At 64.1% G+C, this 20,814-nt stretch carries 23 protein-coding genes; 14 read left to right on the top strand and 9 right to left on the bottom strand.

Annotated features, from left to right (window positions below; all coding sequences use genetic code 11):
• Positions 1-6: 6 nt before the first annotated feature.
• Positions 7-726, top strand: coding sequence for a TetR/AcrR family transcriptional regulator (locus ACM42_RS34700; protein ID WP_271532687.1), 720 nt, complete (start codon positions 7-9; stop codon positions 724-726).
• 12 nt (positions 727-738) lie between these two features.
• Here ACM42_RS34700 and ACM42_RS34705 read toward each other — a convergent pair whose 3' ends face one another.
• Positions 739-1,446 (bottom strand): GntR family transcriptional regulator, encoded by a 708-nt coding sequence (locus tag ACM42_RS34705; protein ID WP_271532689.1) that lies wholly within the window; start codon positions 1,444-1,446, stop codon positions 739-741.
• Between the two features lie 255 nt (positions 1,447-1,701).
• On the opposite strand from ACM42_RS34705, the gene ACM42_RS34710 reads away from it, so the two are divergent.
• The 6 genes from ACM42_RS34710 to ACM42_RS34735 all read left to right on the top strand — a co-directional run bounded on the left by ACM42_RS34710 (position 1,702) and on the right by ACM42_RS34735 (position 7,470).
• Positions 1,702-2,688, top strand: coding sequence for an ABC transporter ATP-binding protein (locus ACM42_RS34710; protein ID WP_271532691.1), 987 nt, complete (start codon positions 1,702-1,704; stop codon positions 2,686-2,688).
• 41 nt (positions 2,689-2,729) lie between these two features.
• On the top strand, positions 2,730-4,019 hold the full coding sequence (locus ACM42_RS34715) for an ABC transporter substrate-binding protein (RefSeq protein ID WP_271532693.1): 1,290 nt from the start codon (positions 2,730-2,732) through the stop codon (positions 4,017-4,019).
• 5 nt (positions 4,020-4,024) lie between these two features.
• Positions 4,025-4,978 carry an ABC transporter permease gene (locus ACM42_RS34720; protein WP_271532695.1) on the top strand — a complete coding sequence of 318 codons (954 nt, stop codon included), beginning with the start codon at positions 4,025-4,027 and terminating at the stop codon, positions 4,976-4,978.
• Between the two features lie 3 nt (positions 4,979-4,981).
• Positions 4,982-5,860, top strand: coding sequence for an ABC transporter permease (locus ACM42_RS34725; protein WP_271532696.1), 879 nt, complete (start codon positions 4,982-4,984; stop codon positions 5,858-5,860).
• Between the two features lie 20 nt (positions 5,861-5,880).
• Positions 5,881-6,612 (top strand): aspartate/glutamate racemase family protein, encoded by a 732-nt coding sequence (locus ACM42_RS34730; protein ID WP_271532698.1) that lies wholly within the window; start codon positions 5,881-5,883, stop codon positions 6,610-6,612.
• Between the two features lie 363 nt (positions 6,613-6,975).
• Positions 6,976-7,470 carry a hypothetical protein gene (locus ACM42_RS34735; protein ID WP_271532700.1) on the top strand — a complete coding sequence of 165 codons (495 nt, stop codon included), beginning with the start codon at positions 6,976-6,978 and terminating at the stop codon, positions 7,468-7,470.
• Positions 7,471-7,650: 180 nt separating this feature from the next.
• Here the strand turns inward: ACM42_RS34735 and ACM42_RS34740 are convergent, their stop codons facing one another.
• The 4 genes from ACM42_RS34740 to ACM42_RS34755 form a co-directional block, all read right to left on the bottom strand.
• Complete coding sequence (locus ACM42_RS34740; protein WP_271532701.1) at positions 7,651-8,046, bottom strand: hypothetical protein; 396 nt, start codon at positions 8,044-8,046, stop codon at positions 7,651-7,653.
• Positions 8,047-8,149: 103 nt separating this feature from the next.
• Entirely contained in the window at positions 8,150-8,488 is a 339-nt protein-coding gene (locus tag ACM42_RS34745; RefSeq protein WP_271532702.1) for a hypothetical protein, read from the bottom strand.
• 173 nt (positions 8,489-8,661) lie between these two features.
• The gene (locus ACM42_RS34750) at positions 8,662-9,192 is read right to left on the bottom strand and encodes a gamma carbonic anhydrase family protein (protein ID WP_271532704.1); all 531 of its coding nucleotides are present in this window, start codon (positions 9,190-9,192) and stop codon (positions 8,662-8,664) included.
• Positions 9,193-9,273: 81 nt separating this feature from the next.
• Positions 9,274-9,603, bottom strand: a complete 330-nt coding sequence (locus ACM42_RS34755; RefSeq protein WP_028180891.1) for a DUF6949 family protein — start codon at positions 9,601-9,603, stop codon at positions 9,274-9,276.
• A 221-nt stretch (positions 9,604-9,824) separates the two neighbouring features.
• Between ACM42_RS34755 and ACM42_RS34760 the strand changes: the two genes are divergently transcribed.
• On the top strand, positions 9,825-10,532 hold the full coding sequence (locus tag ACM42_RS34760) for a hypothetical protein (protein WP_271532707.1): 708 nt from the start codon (positions 9,825-9,827) through the stop codon (positions 10,530-10,532).
• Positions 10,533-10,757: 225 nt separating this feature from the next.
• Here the strand turns inward: ACM42_RS34760 and ACM42_RS34765 are convergent, their stop codons facing one another.
• The gene (locus tag ACM42_RS34765; RefSeq protein WP_271532708.1) at positions 10,758-11,657 is read right to left on the bottom strand and encodes an AraC family transcriptional regulator; all 900 of its coding nucleotides are present in this window, start codon (positions 11,655-11,657) and stop codon (positions 10,758-10,760) included.
• Positions 11,658-11,852: 195 nt separating this feature from the next.
• Here ACM42_RS34765 and ACM42_RS34770 point away from each other — a divergent pair, with 195 nt between their 5' ends.
• Genes ACM42_RS34770 through ACM42_RS34780 form a run of 3 tightly spaced genes read left to right on the top strand, consistent with a single transcriptional unit; the run spans position 11,853 to position 15,600 of the window.
• Positions 11,853-13,979 (top strand): molybdopterin-containing oxidoreductase family protein, encoded by a 2,127-nt coding sequence (locus ACM42_RS34770; protein WP_271532710.1) that lies wholly within the window; start codon positions 11,853-11,855, stop codon positions 13,977-13,979.
• Positions 13,980-13,981: 2 nt separating this feature from the next.
• On the top strand, positions 13,982-14,287 hold the full coding sequence (locus ACM42_RS34775) for a ferredoxin family protein (protein ID WP_271532712.1): 306 nt from the start codon (positions 13,982-13,984) through the stop codon (positions 14,285-14,287).
• Positions 14,284-15,600, top strand: coding sequence for an FAD-dependent oxidoreductase (locus ACM42_RS34780; RefSeq protein WP_271532714.1), 1,317 nt, complete (start codon positions 14,284-14,286; stop codon positions 15,598-15,600). The genes ACM42_RS34775 and ACM42_RS34780 overlap by 4 nt, the downstream gene beginning before the upstream one ends.
• A 109-nt stretch (positions 15,601-15,709) precedes the next feature.
• Here the strand turns inward: ACM42_RS34780 and ACM42_RS34785 are convergent, their stop codons facing one another.
• Positions 15,710-16,189: a GNAT family N-acetyltransferase gene (locus ACM42_RS34785; RefSeq protein WP_271532716.1), complete on the bottom strand. Its 480-nt coding sequence runs from the start codon at positions 16,187-16,189 to the stop codon at positions 15,710-15,712.
• Positions 16,190-16,261: 72 nt separating this feature from the next.
• Here ACM42_RS34785 and ACM42_RS34790 point away from each other — a divergent pair, with 72 nt between their 5' ends.
• Positions 16,262-16,738 carry a PaaI family thioesterase gene (locus ACM42_RS34790; RefSeq protein ID WP_271532718.1) on the top strand — a complete coding sequence of 159 codons (477 nt, stop codon included), beginning with the start codon at positions 16,262-16,264 and terminating at the stop codon, positions 16,736-16,738.
• Between the two features lie 49 nt (positions 16,739-16,787).
• Here the strand turns inward: ACM42_RS34790 and ACM42_RS34795 are convergent, their stop codons facing one another.
• Together ACM42_RS34795 and cysE are read right to left on the bottom strand one after the other, a co-directional pair.
• A complete protein-coding gene (locus tag ACM42_RS34795; protein ID WP_007602550.1) occupies positions 16,788-17,006 on the bottom strand; it encodes a DUF3126 family protein in 219 nt (72 codons plus the stop codon).
• A 134-nt stretch (positions 17,007-17,140) separates the two neighbouring features.
• On the bottom strand, positions 17,141-17,965 hold the full coding sequence (cysE, locus tag ACM42_RS34800; protein WP_028180886.1) for a serine O-acetyltransferase: 825 nt from the start codon (positions 17,963-17,965) through the stop codon (positions 17,141-17,143).
• 279 nt (positions 17,966-18,244) lie between these two features.
• Here cysE and ACM42_RS34805 point away from each other — a divergent pair, with 279 nt between their 5' ends.
• A complete protein-coding gene (locus ACM42_RS34805; RefSeq protein WP_271532720.1) occupies positions 18,245-19,603 on the top strand; it encodes a hypothetical protein in 1,359 nt (452 codons plus the stop codon).
• 379 nt (positions 19,604-19,982) lie between these two features.
• Entirely contained in the window at positions 19,983-20,729 is a 747-nt protein-coding gene (locus tag ACM42_RS34810; RefSeq protein WP_271532722.1) for a cytochrome b/b6 domain-containing protein, read from the top strand.
• Positions 20,730-20,814: the final 85 nt, after the last annotated feature.

Consider the following 20,814-nt stretch of genomic DNA (forward strand, 5'->3'; position numbering starts at 1 on the left):
GGTTTAATGACGACGACAGTGCATAAGGCGCAGATGCGAGAGACCAAAGGACTGGCCGATACGAGTCAGAAGCCGCGCGCCAGGGCCAAGCACAGCCAGATTCTCGACAGCGCTCGTGTTCTTTTTCTCGATCAGGGTTTCGATGCCACCAGCATGGACGCGATCGCGCGCGAGGCCAGGGTCTCGAAGGCGACGCTCTACGTTCATTTCGACGACAAGGACGATCTGCTGCTGGCGCTCGTGAATGAGGAGTGCAAGCGCTTCGGGCCGAAGACGTTATGGCGCGACCACGGCGCCAAGATCGATCTCAGGGCAGAACTTCACGCCATTGGCACGACGTTCCTCGAAGCCTTTCTCGACCAGCGCGGACTTGCCGTGCACAGACTCGTGATGTCCTGCGCCTCGCGTTATCCGCGCGTGGCGGAGGTTTTCATGAAGTCCGGACCGGAGCGCTGCGACGCCGAAGTGGCCGCCTTCCTGCGTGCAGCGCAGGCGCAGGGCCTCGTCGACGTTCCCGACGTCGCCATGGCGGCGACGCAGTTTCTCAGCCTGATCCAAGGCAAGGAGATCCTGAAATGGGCTCTCTCGATGAAGACGCCGAGCCCGGCCCGCCATCGCGCGCTGATCGAGAATGGCATCAACGTGTTTCTCGCGGCCTATGAGCGACGTCCCGCGGCTGTGAAGCAGGCGCGGCGAAACCCGGCGAAGGCATCTGCGCGCCGCTAATATCAGGACCGCTCAGGCGCCCAGCACGTCGGCGAGCCGCCTATCCGCGGCGTCGAGCTCTTTCAGGAACAGTTCGGCCTCGATCTCCTGCAGATGCGACAACATCAGCGCGCGCGCGGCCTCGCCATCGCGCCGGCCGATCGCCTCGACGATCCCGGCGTGGTGATCGGTGCCGCAAGCCGGCGTGTCGTGGCGGCGGTAGAGCAGGATGATGAGCGAGGAGCGCGCGATCAGCTCCTTCAGGAATCCGAGATAGATGCTGTGGCCGCTCATCTCGGCGACGAGACGATGAAACTCGCCGGAGAGCCGCACCGAGGCGCGCGCGTCGCCGCGCAGTTCCGCCTCGCGCTCCTCGGTGAGATGGCGCTGCAGGCGATTGATCCAGGCCGGGGACGCCGCATCGATCGCGTGATCGACGATGGTGGGCTCGATCAGGCGCCGCGCCTCGAACACTTCGCGAGCGTCGGCGGGCGTAGGCCGCGCGACGAAGGCGCCGCGGTTCTTCTCGATGTTGACGATGCCCTCATGCGCGAGCTGCTGCAGCGCGGTCCGCACCAGCGTGCGGCTCGCGCCGTAGATGTCGCCGATCTCGTCCTCGCCCAGCTTCGTGCCCGGCAGCAGGCGATGTTCGAGGATCGCGGCGGTCACGCCCTCCCGGATACGGCTGACCCGATCGCTCGCATCTGGCGCATCGGATTTCGGGCGGGTCTTGGCGGCCATTGGTGTGAGGGCTCGATCGGCGACGTTCGGCCGAATGGTAGTCGACGAGCTGTATCCAATCACAGGCGAAACTTTATACAATCTGCGCCCTTTTTGTGTGCAGAGGGGTGCGCCGGCGGCGGCCAGCCAGCCGGGGGCGGAGTTGACCTAACGATCTGACTCCACTGCACAGTTTTCTGAAATCGGTTGGCTGAGGGGTGTTGGCACGGAGCTTGCGGAGAGAGGCGGGAAGCATCGCCCCTGCTCGGACACGCCATGGCCACTCCCGCCACTCTCGAACTGGTCGCCGTCACCAAGCGCTACGACACCACGCTGGCGGTCGACAACGTCAACCTGAAGATCCCGGCCGGCACCTATTGCTGCCTGCTCGGCCCCTCCGGCTGCGGCAAGACGTCGACCCTGCGCATGATCGCGGGCCACGAGGCGGTCAGCGAGGGCGACATCATCCTCGGCGCGCAGAACGTCACCGACCTCGAGCCGGCCAAGCGCGGCACGGCGATGATGTTTCAGTCCTACGCGCTGTTTCCGCACCTCAGCGTGCTCGACAACGTCGCCTTCGCCTTGAAGATGCGCGGCATCGACAAGCCGACGCGGCACAAGCGCGCCGGCGAATTGCTCGAGCTGGTCGCGATGAGCCAATATGCGGGCCGTCTCCCGGCGCAGCTTTCCGGCGGCCAGCAGCAACGCGTGGCGCTCGCCCGCGCGCTGATCACCGAGCCGCAGATCCTCCTGCTCGACGAGCCGCTCTCCGCACTGGATCCGTTCCTGCGGGTGAAGATGCGCGGCGAGTTGAAGCGGCTGCAGCGCGAGCTCGGCATCAGCTTCATACAGGTCACCCACGGTCAGGAAGAGGCGATGGCCCTCGCCGACCACATCGTGGTGATGAACCAGGGCCGGATCGAGCAGCAGGGCACGGCACGCGACATCTTCCATCATCCCCGCACCGAATTCGTGGCGCGCTTCATCGGCGGCCACAACGTCCTCAGCGACTCCGGCAAGCTCATCGCCGTGCGCGCCGATCAGCTCGGCATCGTGCCGTTCGCTGACGGCGCGTTCGGCGCGCCGGCGCTGCTGACCCAGACCGAGTACCAGGGCTCCTACATCGCCGTCTCGCTCACGCTCGACGACGGCACCGCCCTGTTCTCCCACCTTCCCGAGGCCGCCTTCGACGTCCACCCGTTCCGTCCGGGCGATCGCGTGCTGGCCACCTGGGATCCCGCCAAGGCGCAACCCCTGCAATAGCGCCGATCAATCACCGGAATGCGCAACAGAGGAGTGACGACATGACCGAGACCACCAGGACGAAGGGCGTCAGCCGCCGCACGGTGCTCAAGGGCACCGCAGGTCTCGCCGGCCTTGCCGCCGGCTCGGGGGCGATCACCGGCTTTCCCTACGTGAAGTCGGCCGACGCGAAGGTGCTGCGCTATCTCGGCACCGCCGTGAACGAGGGCGACGACATCGCCAAGCAGTGCCTGAAGGACACCGGCATCAAGATCGAATACATCACCGCGACCACCGACGACGTCACCAAGCGCGTGATGACCCAGCCGAACTCCTTCGACGTGCTGGACACCGAATATTTCTCGCTGAAGAAGATCGTGCCGTCGGGCAACATCCTCGCGCTCGACGCCAGGAAGATCAAACAGTTCGACAACATCACGCCTGTTTTCACCAAGGGCGAGACGCCAGGCGGCAAGAAGATCGGCGGCCAGGGCACGGCACCCTGGAAGGTGCTCTACCTCGAAGGCAAAGACTCCAAGAAGTTCGCAACGTCGGCGACCGAATTCGTGACGCTGATCCCGACCGTCTACAACGCCGACACGCTGGGCATCCGCCCCGACCTGATCAAGCGGCCGATCAATTCCTGGTCCGAGCTGCTCAACCCCGAGTTCAAGGGCAAGGCCTCGATCCTCAACATCCCCTCGATCGGCATCATGGACGCCGCGATGGTCGTGGAAGCCTCCGGCAAGTACAAATATGCCGACAAGGGCAACATGACCAAGGAAGAGATCGATCTCACCATGAAGGTCATGACCGAAGCCAAGAAGGCCGGTCAATTCCGCGCCTTCTGGAAGGATTTCAACGAGAGCGTCAACCTGATGGCCTCGGGCGAGACCGTGATCCAATCGATGTGGTCGCCGGCGGTGACGAAGGTGCGCTCGATGGGGATCGCCTGCACCTTCCAGCCACTGAAGGAAGGCTACCGCTCCTGGGCCTCCGGCTTCTGCGTCTCCAAGGGCGTCTCGGGTGCAAAGCTCGAATGGGCCTATGAGTTCGTCAACTGGTTCCTGTCCGGCTATGCCGGCGCCTATCTCAATCGCCAGGGCTATTACTCCGCCGTCCTCTCCACCGCGAAGGCGCATATGGAGCCCTACGAGTGGGCGTACTGGATGGAAGGCAAGCCGGCCGAGAAGGACATCAAGGCGCCCGACGGTTCGCTCTTGGAAAAGGCGGGCGCCGTGCGTGACGGCGGCTCCTACGAAGACCGCATGGGCGCGGTCGCGTGCTGGAACGCTGTGATGGACGAGAACGACTACATGGTCCGCAAGTGGAATGAGTTCATCGCGGCGTAACGGACATGTCGGAAGAAGTTCTGCAACAGGCAACCCCGGGCTTGATCCCGGGGTCGGGCACAGCGCGCGCCGCAAAGCCGACGCGCCTATCGCCGTCCTTCATCTCCTGGCTCCAGGCCGGGCCGATGATGCTGGTGTTTCTCGCCTTCTTCCTCATTCCGCTCCTCTTCGTCGTCATCGTATCGTTCTGGGACTACAATGAATACCAGCTGCTGCCGGCTTTCTCTGGCCGCGGCTACACCGACACTTTCGAGGGCTGTCTCGCGCAGCTCCCCGATCTCTGCACCATCGGCAAGACCTATCTGAAGACGCTGAAGCTGTGCTTCCTGGTCTGGGCCATCACGCTGTTCATCGGCTTCTGGGTCGCCTATTTCCTCGCCTTCCACGTCAAGTCCAAGACCTGGCAGATGGGATTGTCGCTGCTGTGCACGATCCCGTTCTGGACCTCCAACGTGATCCGCATGATCGCCTGGATTCCGCTGCTCGGGCGCAACGGCCTGGTGAACTCAGGCCTGATGAAGACAGGCCTGATCAACCATCCGATCGAATGGCTGCTGTTCTCCGAGTTCTCCGTCGTGCTGGCGCTGGTGCACCTCTTCACCTTCTTCATGGTGGTGCCGATCTTCAATTCCATGGTGCGCATCGACAAGTCGCTGATCGAGGCGGCCTATGACGCCGGCGCCACCGGCTTCCAGACCCTCGTCAACGTCATCATTCCCCTCGCAAAGCCCGGCATCGTGATCGGCTCGATCTTCGTCATCACCATCGTGATGGGCGACTTCATCACCATCGGCGTGATGGGCGGCCAGCAGATCGCTGCCGCCGGCAAGATCATCGAGACGCGCGTGAACGCGCTGCAGTTCCCGGCCGCAGCCGCGAACGCGGTGATCCTGCTCGCGATCACCTTCCTGATCATCACCATGATGTCGCGCATCGTCGACATCAAGAAGGAGCTTTAGAGCATGAAGGAAGGACGCCCGCGCTCTTTCTACGTGCTCGCGATCTTCTTCGCGGCCTACGTATTGTTTCTCTACGGACCGATGATCGCGATCTACGTGCTGTCGTTCCAGGGGCCGCAAGGCGGCCTCACCTTCCCGATGAACGGCGTCTCGACCTTCTGGATCGCGAAACTGTTTCAGGGCACCGGCATCGTCGATCTCGGCGCGGCCTTCCGCCGCTCGCTGTTGCTCGGCGTCATCGTGATGATCGTCACCGTCGTGCTGTCGGTCGCCGCCGGCATGGCGTTCCGCCGTAGATTCAAGGCGCAAAGCATCCTGTTCTATTCGGCGATCGCGAGCCTGATCGTGCCCTCGATCATCACCTCGCTCGGCATCTCGCTGGAATTCCGCATCATCGACGATCTGATCAAGGCGCATTGGAACGAGAATTTCGAAACCTCGATGGGCCTGCTCACCTCCGGGCTCGGCGCGCACCTGACCTGGACGCTGCCGTTCGGGCTGCTCATCATGTTCGCGATCTTCAACCGTTTCGACCCGCGCCTCGAGGAAGCCGCGCGCGATCTCGGCGCGACACCATGGCAGACCTTCCGTCACGTCGTGCTGCCGATCATCCTGCCGTCGGTGATCGGCATCGGCCTGTTCGGCTTCACGCTGTCCTGGGACGAGCTCGCCCGCTCCAGCCAGGCCATCGGCGCGGTGAATACATTGCCGCTCGATCTGCAGGGCCTCACCACCACCGTGACGAACCCCGACATCTATGCGCTCGGCACCGTGATCTCGGCCGTCTCGTTCACTGTGATCTCGCTTGCGCTCGGCACCATCCACGTGCTCAACAAGCGGCAGGCGGCCAAGGGTTCGGACGCCGGCAAGGGGCTCGTCTGAGAGGGAACCTGTCTGATCTGATGCGGCTTCACGTTGTCAACCCCAACACCACCGCGTCGATGACGGCAAAGATCGCCGCTGCGGCGCGCAGCGTCGCCCTGCCCGGCACGGTGATCGACGCGCGTCAGCCGACGATGGGTCCGGTCTCGATCGAGGGATTCTACGACGAAGCCTTCGCGGTCCCCGGCATGCTCGGCTGCATCCGCGAAGCCGACCGCGACGGTGCAAACGCGCACGTCATCGCCTGCTTCGACGACACCGGCCTCGACGCTGCGCGCGCCGCCGCAAAGGCGCCGGTGATCGGCATCGGCGAAGCAGGCTTCCACATGGCGAGCCTGATCGCCGCGCGCTTCGCCGTGGTGACGACGCTCGGTGTGTCCATCGTGCCGATCGAGCACAACTTGCGGAAATACGGCCTCGCCGAGCGCTGCGCTCGCGTCCGCGCGGCCGAAGTGCCCGTGCTGGCACTGGAAGAGCGCAACACCGATGCGCTCGGCAAAATTTCGGCGGAGATCACTGCCGCGATCCGCGACGACCGGGCCGAGGCCATCGTGCTCGGCTGCGCCGGCATGGCCGACCTCGCCACCGAACTCGCCACCACGCACGGCCTGCCCGTGGTCGACGGCGTCACTGCTGCGGTGACGCTGGCGGAATCGATCGTGCGGCTCGGGCTGAAGACCTCCCGGCTCGGGCCCTATGGCGCGCCGCGATCGAAGCCCTATGATGGATTGTTGTCGCAGTTTCAGCCGTAGGCGCAGCAGCAGATACCTATGGACGCGATGAGCACAGAGTCAGTGTGCCCGGCCCGCACCCGCACCGCGGCGGTCGGCCTCGCCTACCGATTCTGATGCGGAATCACTGACGAGCGCAGCCCCGACGACCGGATCAGCAACGCGTCCTTCGGGACGCCTGCGACCGGATTGAGCGAATCTCGCGAAAAAGCGGCAAAAAGGGTGTTATTGAACCTCTTTTTGCACCCGCCCGTCCCATTAATCCCAACCAGCCTCTTTTTGGTCCTATTCCTTGCCGAAACCTAAGGCTTTCGGGACGCCCCGGTGGCCTCTGGGTTGCCGGTCTTCGCCATTCACCAAGTTTCCATTTGGGTTTTGTCAGCGATGATCGATCTCGCCCGGGACACACCGTCCACCTCCCTCCTTCGCCTTGGGGGCCAGCCCATTGCGCTGACCGCTGCAGCCCTCCTGCTCCTGATCGCGGGCGTGACTTCAATCGCGATCTGGCGTGCCTATACCGGCGCCGCCCCTGAGAGCGACCGCATGGTTGCATCGCGGCAGCTCCAGGCCCGCGCGGCCCAGGCGTCCGAGCAGTTGGTCGAGAAGACCAAGGGTCTGGAGGCGACCCAGCAGGAATCGATCGACCAGCTCCAGGTGGTGCAGGATCAGCTCCTGACCATGAAGCGGCTGCTCGCCGCGCAACAGGCCGACACCAAGCGCCTGTCAGAGCAGGTCACCGCCCTGAACGAATCCATCGACGGCTTGCGGCAGTCATTTGCCAGTGCGCGGGCGACCGAGGTCGAGACACCGTCGGTTACCCGCAGGAAACCGGCGCGGCACCGCGTCCAGGCCAGCGCGCGCAAGCGGTCGCGCAGCTGAGCCGACAGCCGCGGGAACTTTATTTTCGCCACTTGTGAACTGGATCACATTCGCCCGTAGGATTCCGCGCGATGTTGGCGGCTACCGGATGGCGTGAGCCGATTTCAATATCCGGGGCTGGCAAGGTCGTTGACGGTATACTGCGTCAACGGCCTTGTTCTTTAACAGGTTATTGCGGTCTCACTCGCAGACGTCGACCCGACGGTACCGCCATCCCGATGGCGTCATGACGCGCTTCCGCGCGACATAGCAGCCGCCGTAACCGTCGTTGTAGCCGGGGCCGTAATAGTAGGGATCCCCGTAGTAGGGATAACCGTAGCCGTAATAGCCGCCGTAGTAGCCGGCACCGACGAAACCCGCGCCGATTGCGACACCTGGCCAGAAGCCGCCGCCACGCCAGGGGCGATGCCCCCAGCCTCCGCCATGGAAGCCACCGCCACGAAAGCCTCCACCATGGAAGCCGCCGCCATGGAAGCCTCCACCATGTCCGAAGCCGCCGCGCGCCTCGGCCGCCTGCGGCGCCAATAGTCCGAGCGCCGCCACAGTCAGCGCCGCCACGATCATCTTGCGAAACATCACTCGATCCTCCGCGTGGACACACTCCACGCTTCAAAGCAGGACCAAGCTAACGTCAGTTGGGAACTCGTGACAGCCACGCTGTCTCACTTCCGCGCGAGCGTCAGCAGCCGCGGCAGATGCTCTTGATCTTCCTGTCGAGCTGCTTGTTCTCGGCGTTGACGGCGGCATCGGCCGCCTCACCTCCGCCGGTGCCGGTGGTGACTCCGGAGCCGGGGCCGGATGACTGAGCCGTACCCAGGCTGTTGGTACCGGGCGGCGGAACTGGCGAATTGGCAAGGCCTCCGGTCGATCCTACCGAGCCTCCCGTCGATCCCACTGAGCCGCCGCTCGATCCGGCTGACCCGCCGGTCGTTTGCGCGAACGATAGGGCGGGCATCGCTGCGACTGCGAGGATCATGATCGTAGTCTTGATTGAACCGCCTGCAGATGAGCTTGCCATCGGAAGTCCTCCTTTACCGGTCAACCGACGCGGTGAAGACAGGTTCCGGTACAGGCGTCTCAGGCGCAACGCTGTCGCGTTCGCCGCGCAATGCACGGTCTGCATCGTTGGAGCCCCATTCGCGGGCAACTGCCGGGCTGATTGATGTGCACTCCGCGCCGCACCGCGATGCGTCAACCGATCCGCTTCAGGCCCTTCTTGAAGCGCGGGCCGTTGGCGACATAGAACTTGGCCGCGCTTCCCATTCGCTGCACCTGGGCGTCGTCGAGCGTGCGGACCACCCGCGCCGGCGAGCCGATGATGAGGGAACGTTCAGGAAATTCCTTGCCCTCGGGGATGACGGAACCGGCGCCGACAATGCTGTTGCGGCCGACCCTGGCGCCGTTCATCACGATCGAGCCCATGCCGACAAGGGCGCCCTCTTCGATGGTGCAGCCATGCAGGATGACATTGTGGCCGACCGTGCAGTTCCTGCCGACGTGAAGCGGAAAGCCGAGATCGGTATGGCAGGTCGAGCCGTCCTGCACGTTGGCGCCCTCGCCGATCTCGATCCACTCGTTGTCGCCGCGCAGCACGGCGCCGAACCAGACGCTCGCACCCGGCTTCAGGCGCACGCGGCCGATCACGGTCGCGGTCTCCGCGATGAAATAGTCGCCGTCGGCGGGAAGATCGGGCGCCTGCCCGTCGAGCTCGTAGATCGCCATCAAGGTCTCCTGTCGGGTTGACCCAGCCATAGCGAAACGGCGGCCTGGAGGCAAAGGGCCGGCCGCACTCAAAGCGCGGCGTCAGACCAGAATGCCGGCCGCGCGCAGCGTCATCAGAAAGAAGGTGCCGCTCATCATGCTCCAGAAGCCGGCGATGACGGTCGCCATCATCACGAATTCCACGCGGCGGCTTTCCACCTGCACGCCGCGCAGCGTGTTGCGCATGATGATGAAGGGCGCGGCGAACACCAGGAACGGAACCGCCGCGAAAGTTTTCGGCGCCACGCCATCCTGCAACAGGCCGAAGCCGGCGGGCCGTTGCGCGAGCGCCTGGTAGCCGTTCACGAGCGCGCCAGCGAGCGCGAAACCGATGCAGATCGAGAAGAAGGTATTGAGAGCTTCAGGTGTCATCGGAGCAGTCCGCACTTCACGCAACGCCGGAGCCCACCTGTGACAAAGAGTGCCGGTTAACGCTACATTATCCTTAAGGGAAGGTTAACGCGGCCGGCCGCCCCGCGCAGGGCCGTCCCCGCCTCCCGCAGCCGGGAATGCTCCGCGAAACCGCCCTCGCGTGGCATATTCGCGCTGATTCGTCGGCCATCGGCCGACCTCCGGCTCGACTTGCGCAATTCATGACGGTGTTTTCGGCAGCTCCCCTCAGGTCCCCCCGCACGCATACCCGCGCGCATGTCGTCCCGATCGTACTCGGAGGCACTGCCGCGGCATGCGCGGTTGCGCTCGTCGCCTATTTGTTGTGGCCGACCTGGGGCAGCAGGGGCGCGAACGCCCCGGACAAGCTGCCGGTGAGCATCGGCGGCACGCTGTTCAACCTGCCGGTGACCGCGATCCGCATGAAGATCCAGCGGCACTCGGGGCCGCAGGAGCGCATCGATCTCGACTTCCTCTATCCCTCCCTGGAGCCGCCCGGCGCGCCGAAGCACGTCACCGCCGACACGGTGGAAGCGGCGGTGCAATCGATCGACCGCATCTTCCTGTCGATCGCGGCCCATCACGATGCGCTCTCGCCCGAGCAGCGGACGGCCACGATCTATCCGCGCTATCTCGATCAGGCCGCGACCATGCCCGTGGACGGGCTGACGATGCGGATGTTCCGCACCGACACGCCTTACGGCAGCGAGGATCTCTATTCCGCGGCAAACCCCGCGCTGACCGCGCGCTGTACCCGCGATGCGGCGACACCCGGCATGTGTCTCTCAGAGCGCCGCGTCGGCGGCGCCGACCTCACCTTCCGCTTTCCGCGCAGTTGGCTGTCGCAGTGGCGTGACGTGGCGGAGGCGATGGACAGGCTGACGGCGCAATTGCGCGGACCGCACAGCTGAGCTCGGCCGCTCGCCCGCAGCAAGATCGAAGCCTCCCTGAACAAAAACATCGAAAACAACCCCATGCACAGTAGCCAAGTTGTTGCGCTTATTCGCATTTTTCGAAGTCAATCCTGACCCGTCGCGCATGGGGTGACGATCGCGGAGACGACCGCTCGGCTCCGCGTTCTCGACCAAGACATGGCTCTTGCGGCGAGGTCCGCCCTCCCGTGACGGAGGGAGGCCTCAGTCCCGAACCTTCTGCGCCCGATACAGGCTCGGCGTCGTCCCGACCGCCTTGCGGAAGGCGCGGTTGAAATTGGCCTGCGACGAAAATCCCGTGGCGTAAGCAATGTCGACCAGCGGACGATCGCTGGTCGACAAGAGGCTCCTGGCGAGGTCGAGGCGCTGACGGCTGACATATTCATGCGGCGCCGCGCCGGTCGCCGCCTTGAAGCTGCGGGAGAAATGCGCCGGGCTCATGCACGCCACCGACGCCAGATCCTTCACCGTGAAATCGCGATCGACGGACGCCGCGATGAACTCCGTCACGCGCGACAGCCGCTTGGCGTCGAGCGGCTTCTGGACGGCATGGGATTGCTTCAGACGGACCGAGGTGGCCGCATAACTGTGCACCAGATGAGCCGACAGGGCCCGCCCCAGGCTCTCGATCAGGAGGCGGCCGGTCGAGGTCTCATGCTCCAGCTCGCCGAGGATCCGGTCCGCGACGTGCTCGATGAAGATGTCGTGGTCGATGCTCTCGTAGCGGATCGACATTCCGGACGGATCGATGTCGAGATCCCGAAGCATAGTGTCGTCGAACGGGTGTCCGGGAAGAAAGATATGCAGGCACTCCTGCATCCGGTTCTCGACGCGGATGAAGTCCTCGCGGATGCCGGCCGGACATAGCCACACGGTGCCCCTTCTGCCGAAAGTGCGCTGCCGCATGCCTGCACCTTCCCGATCGACGACCGAGTTGCCGCGCAGCAGGATCGCGATCTCGGTGTCGCGCGGCAATTGCGGCGGCAGATCGCCCGGATCATGGCTCCACCGCTCCGCGAGCAGGTGCGACCATCGCCGCTCATTGGAGGTCTGAAGCATTCTGCCGGTAACATATTTATCGACAGAATTGCCGAGCATACCCATCGTGTCTCTCCGTCAGATAACGCGATGTGCGGGTAAAGGTAGTGCCGGGTCCAGCAATTAACATGCCAGAGACCGGCCCGGGCGTCCACCGGCCGAGAGCAGGCTGGGACAACAACACCGCACGTTTTGAAAAGCCAGGCCGGGCCCGGCGACCGCATCCTTCGGATTGCCTCAAATCAGGAAGCGGAGAGATCCATGGCAAGGACCACGGTCATCGGCGCATGCCCCCACGATTGCCCGGACACCTGCTCGATTCTGACCACGGTCGAGGACGGCAAGGCCGTCGCCGTCCGCGGCAATCCCGATCATCCGTTCACGCGTGGACGGCTTTGCGTCAAGGTCAACAACTACGAGGAGCGCGTCTACAGTGACAAGCGCGTCCTGTATCCGCTCAAACGCGTCGGACCGAAGGGCACCAGGCAGTTCCAGCGGATCTCCTGGGAGGAAGCCCTGGAGACCATCGCGGCGCGCTGGACATCCGTCATTGCCGAGGACGGCGCGCAGGCCATCCTGCCCTACAGCTATCTGGGCACGCAGGGCATCATCAATGGGCTGAACGTCGGCGATCCCCTCTTCAACAAGCTCGGCGCGACGGTTCTGGAGCGCACCTTCTGCGATTCCGGCTCTTGCACCGCGTACATGATGACGATCGGGCACACGCCGGGCGTCGATCCCGAGAGCTTCGTGCACTCGAAGTACATCATCCTGTGGGCCTGCAACACGCTGAGCACGAACTCGCATCACTGGCCGTTCATCGAGCAGGCGAAAAAGGCCGGCGCCAAGCTCGTGGTGATCGATCCGGTCCGCACCCGCACCGCGCGCCTCGCCGACTGGCATATTCCGATCCGTCCCGGCACCGATGCCGCGCTGGCGCTCGCGATGATCCACGTCATCATCAAGGAGAATCTGGTCGATCGCGACTATATCGACAAATACACCGTGGGCTACGACGAGCTGGCCGAACGGGCGTCCAGCTACACACCCGAATTCGCCTCGCAGGAAACCGGCATTCCCGTCGACGACATCGTCAAGCTGGCGCGGGAATATGCAACGACACCTCCGGCCGTCGTGCGCATTGGCGTCGCGGTCGAACGGCATGCCGGCGGCGGTCAGACCGTGCGCGCGATCGCCTGTCTTCCGGGACTGATCGGCGCCTGGAAGCACGTCGGCGGCGGGCTGCTCCAGCTCCCGATCTGGGCGTTCCCGGTCAGATGGGACGTGCTGATGCGTCCCGATCTCCAGCCGGAGAAGATGCGCGTGCTCAATTCCTGGCGCCTCGGAGCGGCGCTGACGGGCGAGCTCGGCTTCGATCCGCCGATCAAGGCGCTGTTCGTCTACAACGCCAATCCGATGGCGATGGTGACCGAACAGGGCAAGCTCGAAAAGGGACTGGAACGCGAGGATCTCTTCACCGTCGTCAGCGAGCACTTCCTGACCGACACCGCCAAATACGCCGACATCGTTCTGCCCGCGACCACGCAGCTCGAGCAGAAGGACATCATGTTCTCCTGGGGGCATCTCTATCTGTCGTACAACAACCAGGCGATCGCGCCGCTCGGCGAAGCCGTGTCCAACACCGAGCTGTTCCGCCGGCTCGCGCGCGCGATGGGCATCACCGACCCCTCCTTCTTCCGGAGCGACGACGAGATCATCGAGGCCTCCCTCGACTGGAGCAGCCCGGTGCTCGCAGGCATCACGCTCGATGACGTCAAGGCCAAGGGCTATGCGCGCCTCAACATGCCCGCGCCGGCCGACTGGGCGCCGCACCGCGAGGGCAATTTTCCGACCGCATCGGGGAAGTGCGAATTCAGCTCGACCATCGCCGCCGGCGGCAACTTCGTGGTGCCGCTGTTCCGCCAGGGCTACAACGGCGATCAGGACGCCGCGCCGGTCGATCCTCTGCCCCACTACATCCCGCCGAACGAGAACCCGCGCACCGCGCCCATGCTCGCAACGCGCTATCCGCTCAGCCTGATCTCGCCGAAGAGCCACGCCTTCCTGAATTCGAACTACGGCAACCTGCCGGCGCAGACCGCGCAGGCGGGCGAGGAACAGGCGGTGCTCCTCAATCCGGACGATGCGGCACAGCGCGGCATCGTCGCGGGCGCGCCCATTCGCGTGTTCAACGACCGTGGCGCGTTCGAGGCCTTCGCGACCGTTTCGGCCGACGTCATGCCGGGTGTGGTGGTGGCCCCGTCCGGCTACTGGCAGCGGTCCAATCGCCGGGGCGCGACGGTTCACGTGCTGACGCCTCCCGCCTTCGCCGACCTCGGCCGCGCCCCAACGTTCTCGGACATCCTCGTTCAGGTCAGTGGGGCCTGACGATGACATATGTGGTCACCGACAATTGCCGCGGCTGCCGATACACCGAATGCGTGACCGTCTGTCCCGTGGAGTGTTTCCACGTCGACGACGCCATGACCTACATCGATCCGGAAAACTGCATCGATTGCGGTGGCTGCGCGCCGGCTTGCCCGGTCGGCGCGATCGAGCCCGACTATCGCCTCGCCGCGGACAAGAAGTACTGGATCGACGTCAACCGCAAGCGCGCGACTGAAACTCCCGTCATCAGTGCGCGCCTGCCGGCCCTGCCAGGGGCCGATGAACGCAGGCAGGCGCTCGGCCGATGACGGGATCCGCTGCAAACGAAAACCGCATCGCCGTCGTCGGCAGCGGACCGAGCGGCTTCTACACCACCGAGGCCCTGTTGCGCTCGGGCGTACCCGTGACTGTCGACATGTTCGAACGGCTCCCGGTGCCGTACGGGCTGGTGCGGTTCGGCGTGGCCCCCGACCATCCGAAGCTCAAGCAGGTCACAACGGCCTTCGACCGGATCGCCGCCATGCCCGGGTTTCGCTTCATCGGCGGCGTGACCATCGGAGACGACCTCACGATCGACGAGCTGCGCGAGGCCTATGACGCCGTCGTGCTCGCGACGGGCGCGGAACTGAGCCGGGCGCTCGACATCCCCGGTGAAGCACTCCCGGGCAGCCACACGGCGGGCGATTTCGTCGCGTGGTACAACGGACATCCGCAGTTTGCGGATCTGCGGTTCGATCTTCATCATGAGACCGCGATCGTCATCGGCCATGGCAACGTCGCTCTCGACGTGGCGCGCATCCTCGGCAAGACCGCGGACGAGCTGCGCCGGACCGACATCGCTCGCCACGCGCTCGACGTGCTGGCTGAGAGCCGGATCCGCGAAATCCACGTCGTCGGCCGCGGCGGACCGGCGCAGGCCAGATTCACCGCAAAGGAATTGCGTGACTTTCTCGAACTTAGCACATGCGACACATGCGTCGACATGAGCAACGTCAGCTCCGATGAATTCGAGCCGCGATCTCCCGACGATCCGGAGCTGACCGAAAAATTGTCGTTGCTGCGCGCGTTCTGGCAGGCCGCCGTGACGAAGCCGCGGCGCTGCGTTTTTCGATTTCGTCTGTCACCCGTCGCGCTCCGAGGACGAGACCGCCTGGAGGCCATCGCGTTCAAGCAGGAATCGGGCGCTATCGAGGACATCGCATGCGGCCTCTCGCTCAGCAGCGTCGGCCGGAAGACCACGCCGGTGGCTGGGGTTCCCTATGACGCGCATCGCGGCGTGCATGCGAACGTCGACGGACGTGTCGCAGTCGATGGTTCGGTGATCGAGGGCCTCTATGTCTGCGGATGGAGCAAGCGCGGACCGAACGGCACGATCGGCACCAATCGCGGCTGCGGGATTGCGACCGCAGAGGCCGTCCTGGCGGATATCACCCATCGACGGCCGCGCTCGGATACGCCTGACGCACTGCTTGCGCGCCTGACCGGCCGCGTCGCACGCATCGTGAGCTATCAGGATTGGCGCACGATCGACGCGGCCGAGAAGCGCAAGGGAGCCGCGCTCGGCAAGCCCCGGGAGAAGTTTGTCAGCATTCCCGACATGCTCGCGGCCGTAGATCCGTGACGGAGAATGCTGCGCAATTCAAGAGATCGGCGTTGAATTGGTCGACGCAGGGGCCACGGCGTACGGCTCACACCAGCGGGACAGCTTGAGTGCATCTTCCTTTTGGCTATCAAGCCAGATCGTAAGCCATGATGACGCGCCTCTTGCCGAGATATTCGGCCTCCTCGATCGGCTGCCAGCGGCGGGAAGCGTAATAGCCCGGCAAAGTCCCCGAGGTGTAGAGATATAGCCGTCGATAGCCCAGCTCTGCAGCCCTTACCACAGCGGCTTCAATGAGTGCGTTTCCGACACCTTGACTACGCTCGCTGCCGGGCACGAACAGCTGCGCCATCCACGGCGAAAGTGCAGGACGTATCGTCATCTCGCTGGCGAGCAGATTGACCGAGCCAACAAAGGTCGTGCCGCGCCGGGCGACCAGAACTTCCGGCAATTGGTGCGACCGAGCCGCACGGCAAAGGAACTGCTCGTAGTCGGCGGCCGAGCCATAGCCTGTCAGCGGGCCCCAAAACTCAAATTGAAGGGTGGCGATTGTCTTCGACAGACCCGACTCCTCGGTCAGGCCAGCAATCTCAAAAGACTTTACGTGCATATCGAGGCAATGATCTTGGGGGTGCCAATCTAGATGCGCGCGATCACACGCTCTACTCACAGATTGTTGCCAATGGCATCAGCGCCGCCAGACCTTGCGCCGGATCGGCTGCTTGGTACCCTGGCCTTTAAGGAAAACGCGGGGGTGACCGATGTGAGCGACGCGACAGCAAATCCGCCACCCGGCGCCCAATTACTCGGACGCGAATGGCTCGGTTTCGACGAGGCCGGGCAAGCGTTGATCCGCTTTCAGGCGCAGCCCGCATTCACCAACAGGCACGGAACCGTTCAGGGCGGATTCCTGGCGGCGATGCTGGACTCCGCGACTGGGGTCTGCGCACTCGCAACGCTCTCGCCTGACGTGACTGTGGTCACCAAGAGTTTGGAAACGCGCTTCCTGAAACCTGCGGCGGTGGGGCCCATCACGGCGCGGGCGCGGATGATCGAGCAGACGGGGCGCGACATGGTCGTGCAAGCCGAATTGGTCGATGCGGAAGGAATCACGGTCGCCGACGCCACGGCGCGGCTGCGCATCCTTGCAAAGAAATAAAGCTATGGGGCCGTGGCGTCCGCGACCCCATAACGCGGCGTAAGCCGAATTACTCCTGATCGACGAGATCGTCCTCGAGGATCGCCATCTGGAACTGGAACGAGCGATCGTCGTCCTCGTCGTCGACGAAGAGCACGCCGATGAACTCCTCGCCGATATAGACTTCGGCGGAATCGTCCTTCTTCGGCCGCGGCACGACGCGGATCTTGGGATTGCCGAATACGCGCTTCAGATACGCGTCGAGCTTCCTTACTTCCTTGACGTCCACGGCAAGTCTCCAATCGAAATCTAACGTGGCGGGGTTTTAGGACGAGACGCGACGAACCGCCAGCATGAATTGCCAAAGAATTTGGGGACGACAAGGGCCGGAGAATCCGGCCCTTCGCAACATCAAAGTCCGTCTCAAAGCCCCATGGCGTTGATCATCTGATCCATGGTGCGCGAAGGCTCGGCGCAGCCGGCTTCGCCGACGATCTTGGCGGGCACGCCTGCGACCGTGACGTTGTGCGGCACCGGCTTGACCACGACCGAGCCGGCAGCGATGCGGGCGCAGTGGCCGATCTCGATGTTGCCGAGGATCTTCGCGCCGGCGCCGATCAGGACGCCGTGACGGATCTTCGGATGACGGTCCTCGTTCTCCTTGCCCGTGCCGCCGAGCGTGACGCCGTGCAGGATCGAGACGTCGTCCTCGATCACCGCGGTCTCGCCGCAGACGAAACCGGTGGCGTGGTCGAGGAAGATGCCGCGGCCGATGCGTGCGGCGGGATTGATGTCGGTCTGGAACACCGCGGAAGCGCGGCTCTGCAGATAATACGCAAAGTCCTTGCGGCCCTTCAGATAGAGCCAGTGCGCGAGGCGATGGGTCTGGATGGCGTGAAAGCCCTTGAAGTAGAGCAAGGGATCGATGAAGCGAGAGGTCGCGGGATCGCGATCGTAGACGGCGACGAGATCGGCGCGGAAGGCGTTGCCGAGATCGGGATCGTCGCGCAGCGCCTCGTCAAAGGTCTGGCGCACCAGATCGCCCGACAGCGCGGAGTGATCGAGCCGGTCGGCGACGCGATGGACCACGGAGTCTTCGAGGCGGCTGTGGTGCAGCACCGTCGAATAGATGAAGGTCGCAAGCTCGGGCTCGCGGTGGACAATGTCCTCCGCCTCGCCCCGGATCCGGTCCCAGATCGGATCGAGCGATGCGAGCTTTCCTCCCGGATTGACCTGATGCACTGCCATGCGATTTGCTCTCTCGAATTGGCCTCTTTTACCGGCTGTATAGCACAGTCTAGGCGACAAAGTCCTGACGGGCTTGCCTGAGAGTGAACAGCCCCTTGCCCCGCGGGGGTAGGCCAAGGCTTTGAAACACAAGCATTTCTTCTGACGCCCCCAAGCGGCAAGGCCGGCTCAAAGTGGTCAGAGTTCTGCCAAATTCAAGCGGGGCGGCATCAAACTATTGGTGAATTCGCTCCGAGCCGCTATTGCAGGCGAGGTCCGAACGAGGGGCACGGAACCGATTTGACCATCACCACCGATCAATTGCGCGCACGCGCCGCGGGCTCGTTGTGGCTGCGGCTCGCGGCGGCGGCCCTGCCCCTCCTGCTGATCGCGCCGGCGTTCTGGAACGGCTATCCGCTGTTGCAATGGGATACCGGCGGCTATCTGGCGCGCTGGTACGAGGGCTATCTCGTCCCCAGCCGCTCCACGGTGTTCGGCCTCTATCTGCACAATGGCGAGAGTTTTGGCTTCTGGATCAACCTCGCCGTCCAGTCGCTCGCGACGCTGTGGCTGCTGCAGCTCTGCCTGCGTGTGCTCGGATTGATGCAGACCTTCCGCTTCGTCGCGATCAGCCTCTGCCTGATCCTGTCGACCGCCCTGCCCTGGCTTGCAAGCCTGCTGCTCACCGACATCTTTGCAGGACTGTCGGTATTATCGCTGTTCCTCCTGGTGGTCGGCGCAAGCCGCACCTCGGCGCTCGAGAAGATTGCGCTGTTCGCCTTCACCGCCTTTGCTGCCGCAACCCACAGCGCCACGCTCGGCGTGCTGCTCGGACTTTGCGTCGCGGGCTGGATGGCACGGCCGCTGCTGGGCAACCGGCTTCCGCTCGCCGGATTGACGCAGGCGAGCCTCACCATCGTTGCGGGCAGCCTGATGCTGGTGTCGGCAAACTACGCGCTGTCCGGCAAGCTGGCCTGGACGCCCGGCGGCTACGGCGTCGCCTTCGGCCGCATGATGCAGGACGGCATCGTTGCGCGCTATCTCAACGACCATTGCCCCCGCGAACGTTACAAGCTCTGCCCCTATCGCAACGAGCTGCCGGCGACCGCCGACGAATTCCTGTGGGGCAAGAGCATGTTCAACACGCTCGGCCGCTTCGATGGGCTCAACGAGGAGATGAGCTACATCGTCGTGCATTCGCTTGCGGACTATCCGGCCTGGCAAGCCGGCGCGGCGTTGCGCGCGATGGGACAGCAATTGCTGCATGTGGCGACCGGCGAAGGCACCAATGGCTGGATCCCGCACACCTACGGCATCATCGAGCGCTACATCCCCGCGCAAGTCGCGCCGATGCGGGCGGCGCGGCAGCAGCACTGGGACATCGATTTCGCTTACGTCAACTGGCTGCACGTCCCCGTCGCGCTGGCCTCGATGCTGGGGCTGGTCGCGCTGCTCGGCCACGCTCTCGCAAGCCGCCGGCTGGACGACCTGACGCTGCTGGCCGCGACGGTGACGCTGGCCTTGCTCGGCAACGCCTTCATCTGCGGCGTGATCTCCGGCCCGCACGACCGCTACGGCGCGCGGATGGTGTGGGTCGCCACCTTCGTGGTGCTGATCGCCGCGACGCGCCGCTTTGGCGACGAGGCCAAAGCGCGATGAGATTGGGATGAAGCGTCATCGTGCTTGGTTTCGTCCGAGCAGCGAGCGCATTCATCGAAAAGAAGCACCCAGAACTGACTTGGCGTTCAACAGCCTCTCCGCGTCGGCAAAGCACCAGAGTCCGATAACAGCCCTTGGCGGACACCAAGCGCTCTCAAGCGGCCGGCTTGCACGTCTGCTCGTGACCCGAAGCGGACAAGAGGGTGGGAGCAATGTCCCGGTTGGAACATTAGTGACTCATTGATCTGCATCACGGCGCTCGCCGATTTCTGTGATGTTATTTTTCTGCCTTCGCAATGGCAGCGAAGGAGGCCGCACGGTTATAGCGGCGGCCCGCAAACAGTCGTGCCCGCGTTCTTATTGAGGCAGGTGTCCGCTGATGCCGCAGCTCCCCACGTCAACCGAGCATCTTCACGCCTACGACGTATGGGATGCCCCGACGCGGTGGTTCCATTGGATCAACGCGCTCACCGCGCTCGGTCTGATGATCGTTGGAGTCATCCTGCTGAACGACGACGCGCTGGGGCTCGCCGCCAACGGCAAGATCCTGCTCAAAGAAATCCATGTCGTGCTCGGCTACGTCATGGGGCTGAATTTGATCTGGCGCTTCGTTTGGGCATTCTTCGGCAACCGCTATGCCAGATGGAGCGCAATCCTGCCTTATGGTTCCAGCTTTTGGGGCAAGCTGCGCGCTTACGGCAGTGCCTTTCTTAGCGGAGAGCCGCAAGAATATGTCGGGCATAATCCCGCGGCACGCCTCGCAATCGCAGTTCTCCTGCTGCTGCTCGTGCTGCAAGCCGCGACCGGTGTGATCCTGGCGGGCACCGATCTATTCTGGCCGCCATTCGGAAGATGGTTCGCCAGTTGGGTCGCCGCAGCCGGGATTGATCCGGCAATGGTCTCGCCCCTCGCCGCGGAGACGTTGGATCAAACCGCCTACAAGGCCATGCGTGCCTTTCGAGGCCCCGTCGTGACGATCCATCTTTATGCGTTCTATGCGCTCGCGGGCGTCATCCTGCTGCATCTGATAGCGGTGATCGTGACCGAAATTCACGAGGGTGGAAGCATCACGTCGGCGATGTTTACTGGCCGAAAGATTCTCAACCGCCCACCGCAAGACGTTTAAGCTCGAAGGAAGTCCGGCGCTTTGGGAATTTGAATTATGCCCGTTCGCGCCGCCCGTCTGTCCGGCAGGAAGGCCCAACGCCAGT

Source organism: Bradyrhizobium sp. CCBAU 25338 (assembly GCF_028128965.1).
GTDB lineage: Bacteria > Pseudomonadota > Alphaproteobacteria > Rhizobiales > Xanthobacteraceae > Bradyrhizobium > Bradyrhizobium liaoningense.